Here is a 6,048-nt window from a genome sequence, read left to right on the forward strand (position 1 = left end):
AGAATCGCCAGATTCTCGACGTGACCTATATCCAGGAGTTCCTTGTCGCCTGTCACGAACACGTCGGCTCCCGCGGATATCGCAGCCGATAGAATAGGCAGGTCGTCCTGATCTTGGATTTGGATAGTCGGAAGTTGGCCGGGATCGGCAAGCACCGTGTCTTGCCGCATAAGCGAAATGAAATCGTCAATCAAATCCTGCGCCACGCCGAATTTAGTCCGCAAGACACGTTTCAGTTCGCTCAGTACTTGTGCGGAAGTCAGAAGGTCGTGTGAAGTGAGAACCTCGCGCAGAACATCCGCGCAAAGACCTCGGGTTGCCGCTGCGCTGGCCAGGACATTGGTGTCCAGGAAAACCCTCACGACACCTCGGCGAACACATCGTCGTCGGTTAGATAACCGCGCGCCTCCGCAAAAGGCATGATCTTGCGCCGCAGTGCTTCAAACTGACTGATGCGAAGCTGGCGACGAAGGGCCTCTCGAGCGACCTCGCTGCGGTTTTTTCCCGACTGGCGACTCGCCTTGGTTAACAGTTTGTCCAGGTCTTTGTCGAGCCTGATTGTGAGTACGTTGGTTTTCATGTCGTACAATGTAGGACAATCGCAAAGTAGTGTCAACGAGGCCTTTCGGCCCAACGTGAGGCTGACCCGCTATGTCGGGTCAAGCCTGGAATGGCGCCCTGATTGTTGACAAAGCGGGAACAAGCGTTTTACATGGTGTGAACTATTATGGTCGAAGTGCGCGGTCTCACAAAATATTACGGCGACCTCCGCGCCATCCAGGACGTCTCGTTCACCGCCGCGCGGGGAGAGATCCTCGGCCTCCTCGGGCCGAACGGCGCGGGCAAGACGACGACGATGCGCATCATCACCGGCTACATGCCGGCGACCGAAGGGACCGCCGCCGTGGAAGGATTCGACGTCACGAACGAAGCCCGGGAGGCGCGCCGGCGCATCGGCTACCTGCCGGAGAATCCGCCGCTCTATCACGAAATGACCGTAAGCTCCTATTTAAAGTTCGTCGGGCGCATCAAAGGGGTGCGGAGGAGCGAGCTCCCGAGCGCTCTGGAGCGAGTCTTGGAAAAATGCTTTCTCACCGACGTGGCCGCGCGCATCGTGGGCCGGTTATCCAAAGGCTATCGGCAGCGCGTCGGCCTCGCCGGGGCGCTGATCCATGACCCGCCGGTGCTGATCCTCGACGAGCCCACGATCGGTCTCGACCCCAAACAGATCATCGAGATCCGCGGCCTGATCAAAGAGCTCGCCGCCGACCGAACCGTCATCCTCTCGACGCACATCCTGCCGGAGGTTTCGCAGATCTGCAGCAAGGTCGTCATCATCAACGAAGGCAGGGTCGTGGTGGAGAAAAATTTGGCAGAGCTGGCCCAGGGCGCGAGCCTGGAAGAGGTTTTTCTGCGCTACATCTCCAAAGAAGCCGAAGAAAAAGATGCGGACGCCGCGAGCGCGGCCCCGACGGCGTCTTAAAACCGTACCGCGATGCGCAATATATTGACCATCACCGGAAAAGAGATCCGATCTCTTTTCGTTTCCCCGATCGCTTACGTGGTGCTCACCGGCTTCCTGCTTTTGGGCGGCTGGTTTTTCTTTAATCTGCTCTTCCGCTTCAGCTCCGCGGTCAACTTCTACACCGGCATGCAAAATATCGACGGCCTGCAGAGCTTGAATCTGAACGACTACGTGATCGCGCCGCTCTTGCACAATCTCACGATCGTGCTCGTGATCATGATCCCGATCATCACCATGCGCGCGTTCGCGGAAGAAAAGAAAAGCGGAACCTACGAGCTGCTTCTGACCTCGCCGCTCAGGGTGACGGAGATCGTTTTGGGCAAGCTCGTCGGCGCCCTCGCCTTCGTCGCCATCATGATCCTCTTGACGGCGATTTACCCGGGGATTCTCTTACTCTACGGAAATCCGGAGCTCGGAGTCGTGGCCGCCGGTTATCTCGGACTCTTTCTGCTCGCCGCAGTTTTCGTTTCGGTGGGGCTCTTGACCTCGTCGCTGACGGAGAACCAGATCGTCGCCGCCGTCATCTGCTTCGTCATCCTGCTGCTCCTCTACGTCATCTCCTGGCCGGCGGAAACGGCCGGAGCTCCTCTGGGAGGCCTGCTCAAGTATCTGTCGGTCACGGAGCATTTCGGCGAGATGGTCAAGGGGCTGATCGACACCCGGGACGTCGTTTACTTTCTCAGCCTCATCGTTCTGAGCCTTTTTCTCACCCATCGCGCCGTGGAGACCTCGCGCCAGAGTTGAGCGAATCCCGATGAGAAAGTTCCTGCAGATTTCCGGAATTTCCGGCCTCGTGCTGACCGCCTTCGGCCTGGTCGCCTTTTTTTTCACCGGCGACGCCACGGACCTCTATGTCCTGATCCACCTGGCGCTCGGCGTCCTGTGTCTCCTGGTCTACCTCGTCACTCAGGGAGGCCAATTGATCGCATCGATGCGCCGCCGCTCGACGCGCTACGGCCTGCACGCGACGCTCTATTCGTTGATTCTCATAGGCGTTCTGATTCTCGTCAACTTCCTGAGCACGCGCTACCATCAGCGCTGGGATCTGACCGAGGCAAAAGTGTTCAGCCTCTCGCCGCAGACGATCAAAGTGCTCGGCCAGCTCGCCCAGGATTTGGAGATTTACGGTTTTTTTGAAAAAGGCGAAAATCCCAAGGTGACCGATCTCATCAAGAGCTACGCGTATCATTCGCCGCGGGTCAAATTCACCGCGGTCGATCCCGACCGTCACCCGGAGAAGACCAAGCAGTTCAAGATCCAGCAGGTGAACACGCTGCATTTGAGCTATGGACAGGAAACCACGAACATCACCGACGGCACCGAAGAGGCGATCACCAACGCCATCAGCAAGCTCACCAAGCCGACCAAGAAGAACGTCCTGTTCCTGACCGGCCACGGCGAGCCCAAGCTCGACGACAAGGAAAGCCCGCAGGGATACGCCGCCGCCAAAGCCGCTTTGGAGAACGAAAATTATCAGGTGAAGGAGTTGCTCCTCTCGACGCAGGAAAAAGTCCCGCCGGAGACCTCGCTGCTGATCGTCGCCGCCCCGGAAAAACCGCTCCTGGAGCACGAGACCGCGGCGATCGACGCCTATTTGAAAAGCGGCGGGCGGCTCCTGGCGCTGCTCCCCTCGCCCGGCGGCGACAGCCTCAAAAGTTTTCTCGGCGGCTGGGGCGTGGAAGTAGGCGACGATATCGTCGTCGACCAGCAGATCCGGCTGTTCGCCGGACCGACGCTCGGAGTCGAGCCGATCGCGGAGACTTACAACCTCTCCCACCCGATCACGCGCGAGTTCAAGGAGCGGACACTTTTTCCTCTCGTCCGTTCCGTCGAGCCGGCCAAGAAGGACGGAATTGAGGCGATCTCATTGGTCCAGACCGGCGCGACGAGCTGGGCGGAGAAAGATCTCGCCGGCATCTTCAAACAAGGAAGAGCCGCCCTGGGGTCGGAAGACAAGAAAGGGCCCATTTCGGTCGCCGTCGCGGTCACCGCCACGCTCAAAAATCTCGGCATCGAGAAGGAAGGCGAAGCCAAGGTCGTCGCGGTCGGGAGCGCCGCCTTCGCCAACAACCGGTACACCAATATTTTTTTCAACCGGGATTTTTTCCTCAACGCGGCGAACTGGCTGGTCGGACAGGAAGAGATGATCTCCATCCGGCCGCGCTCGATCCGCTCCTCGCGCTTCCAGCTCACCGAAGGCGAAGGCGCGGCGATTTTCTATCTTTCGTTTCTGATCCTGCCGGAAATCCTCCTCATCATCGGCCTCGCCGTATGGTGGCGGAGAAGATAAAAACGTGCGGCGGCTGAACACGCTCATCTTGGCCGTCCTCTTGATCGCTCTCGGCGGTTACGTTTATTTCTTCGAGCTTGCCAAGGACGAAAAAGGGAAATCCGAGAGACTAATCAACTTCAAGAGCGACGAACTAACGGGGATCGACCTCGCCTATCCCAAGCGGGCGCTCCAACTGCAAAAAGATCCTTCAGGCAAATGGAGGCTCACCCAGCCGCTCCAGACGGGCGCGGACGACGCGGCGGTCGGGAGCCTGATCGCGGCGATCACCGCGGCCGATATCAAGAGACCGCTGGAGAAAAAACCGAGCGCCGAAGACTTGAAGAGCTTCGGCCTCGATACGCCAGCGGCCAAAGTTTCACTCACGCTGAAGAGCGGCCTCACTCTGCCACAACTCATCGTCGGCGCCAAAACGCCGCTCGGGGACTCGGCGTACGTCCGGCGCGGCAGCGATCCGGTCGTCTATCTGACGGGCTCGGCGCTCGTGTTTGCGTTGGATAAAGAGCCCAACGAGATCCGCGACAGGACGATCGTGGTCTTCCCTGTTGAGAAGGCAACCCGGCTTCAAATCCAGACGACCGGGCAGGCGCTCGTCCTTGCCAAGGGAGAGAAAGAAGAGTGGACGATCGAATCGCCGCTTAAGAAGACCGCCAAGGCCGACGCGGTGAACGGCTATTTCGCGCTACTGGCGCAGCTTAGAGCCAAGACATTCGCCGACGACCATCCGGCCGATCTCAAAAAATACGGCCTCGATCGCGCCGCGCTGGAGATTTCCATCGACGGCAAGGATGGGAAGAATCTGGCAAGGCTCCGAGTCGCCGGCAAGAGCGCCGTCGGATACTACGCGACGGCGGAAGGAAGTCCGACCGTTTACACGATCGACGAGCGGTTCTACAATCAACTGCGGAAGCAGCCGGCCGATTTCGCCGCCGAGGAAAAAGAAAAGGCGAAAAAGTGACACACGCGAAGGGCTCAGAATGACGATGAACCACGCCGCAGCAAGCTGCGGGGTTTCAAAAAACATTTATGAGAGTATTCCCAAAGTCGTCACCCCCGAATGTTTTAATCGGGGGTCCAGTCAGAGTTTCGCCTGGATTCCCGCTACAAGCATGCGGGAATGACGGACTTAGAGAGGACTCCGAATGCCGTTTACACAGCAAGCTGCGGGGAATTGACCCAGTGAGATTAAAGTGACTTGCCGTCCTGAATCCATCGACTGTCACTCTGATGAGCGAAGCGAATCGTCTCAGGACGGGCTCCGTGAAGGATCCCTTGAGAAACAAATATCAGTCTGTTAACCGTTTTCTTACCCCTCTGATGGCGCCATGAATTTTCCTCTTCACCTTAAGAACCACTGGGGCGGCAAACGGTACAACTCGTTTCAATCGACTCTCAAGGCCGCGTTCCGGAGCCGGGTTTACAAGGTCGGCCTCAGAATGGACTTCACCTGCCCGAACCGCGACGGGTCCGTTGCCGTCGGCGGCTGCATTTACTGCAATAACGCGGGCCACACGCCTCGGGGATTTCGGCCCGGCATGTCCGTGACCGAGCAACTGGAGCGCGGGACCGAAACGCTGCGGCGGCGCCATCGGGCGGAAAAATTCATCGCCTATTTTCAGAGCTACTCCAATACGTACGGCCCGGTCGGCAAGCTCGAGCGTCTCTATCGCGAGGCGCTGGACTTTCCCGGTGTCGTCGGCCTGGCCATCTCGACGCGACCGGACTGCGTGCCGGACGAAGTTCTCGATCTCGTGGCGGATCTGGCGCGCCGCACTTACCTCTGGCTCGAACTCGGACTGGAATCGATGCACGACAAAACGCTTCGCTGGGTAAACCGCGGCCACGGTCTCAGAGAATTTATCGACGCGGTCGAGGGCGGCAAATCCAGGGGCCTCCGTCTTTGCACGCATTTGATTCTCGGCTTTCCCACGGAAACTCGCGCAGAGATCCTCCAGACGCCCGCGCTGCTCAACCGACTGGGAATCGACGGCGTGAAGCTCCACAATCTCCACGTCATCAAGCACACGGCGTTGGAGGATATCTATCTTTCCGGCGCGTTCGAGATCTTGAGCCGCGAGGCCTACGTCGCCCTCGCCGTCGATTTTCTCGAACTGCTCGCTCCCGAAATCGTTGTCCACCGTCTCAGCGGAGAAACTTACCGGGATCTCACCGTCGCCCCCGAGTGGTCGATCAACAAGATCGGCGTGCACAACGCGATTCAGGCGGAGCTGGA

General features: G+C 58.8%; 6 protein-coding genes and 1 pseudogene. 5 read left to right on the forward strand and 2 right to left on the reverse strand.

Annotated elements, in window-relative coordinates:
• Positions 1–362: putative toxin-antitoxin system toxin component, PIN family (locus VGL70_22550; GenBank protein HEY3306311.1), on the reverse strand; the 362-nt coding region annotated here is incomplete at its 3' end.
• The gene (locus tag VGL70_22555) at positions 359–580 is read right to left on the reverse strand and encodes a CopG family transcriptional regulator (protein ID HEY3306312.1); all 222 of its coding nucleotides are present in this window, start codon (positions 578–580) and stop codon (positions 359–361) included. The genes VGL70_22555 and VGL70_22550, both read right to left, overlap by 4 nt.
• A 147-nt stretch (positions 581–727) precedes the next feature.
• Between VGL70_22555 and VGL70_22560 the strand changes: the two are divergent.
• From VGL70_22560 to VGL70_22580, 5 genes and pseudogenes are all read left to right on the forward strand, one after another.
• A pseudogene (locus VGL70_22560) lies at positions 728–1,357 on the forward strand (ATP-binding cassette domain-containing protein).
• 138 nt (positions 1,358–1,495) lie between these two features.
• Positions 1,496–2,269, forward strand: coding sequence for an ABC transporter permease (locus VGL70_22565; GenBank protein ID HEY3306313.1), 774 nt, complete (start codon positions 1,496–1,498; stop codon positions 2,267–2,269).
• Between the two features lie 10 nt (positions 2,270–2,279).
• Complete coding sequence (locus VGL70_22570; GenBank protein ID HEY3306314.1) at positions 2,280–3,815, forward strand: Gldg family protein; 1,536 nt, start codon at positions 2,280–2,282, stop codon at positions 3,813–3,815.
• Positions 3,816–3,819: 4 nt separating this feature from the next.
• The gene (locus VGL70_22575; protein ID HEY3306315.1) at positions 3,820–4,773 is read left to right on the forward strand and encodes a DUF4340 domain-containing protein; all 954 of its coding nucleotides are present in this window, start codon (positions 3,820–3,822) and stop codon (positions 4,771–4,773) included.
• Between the two features lie 367 nt (positions 4,774–5,140).
• Positions 5,141–6,048, forward strand: a 908-nt coding sequence (locus VGL70_22580) for a TIGR01212 family radical SAM protein (protein ID HEY3306316.1), incomplete at its 3' end; no start/stop codon positions are given.

It is taken from the genome of Candidatus Binatia bacterium (assembly GCA_036504975.1).
Lineage (GTDB): Bacteria > Desulfobacterota > Binatia > UBA9968 > UBA9968 > JAJPJQ01.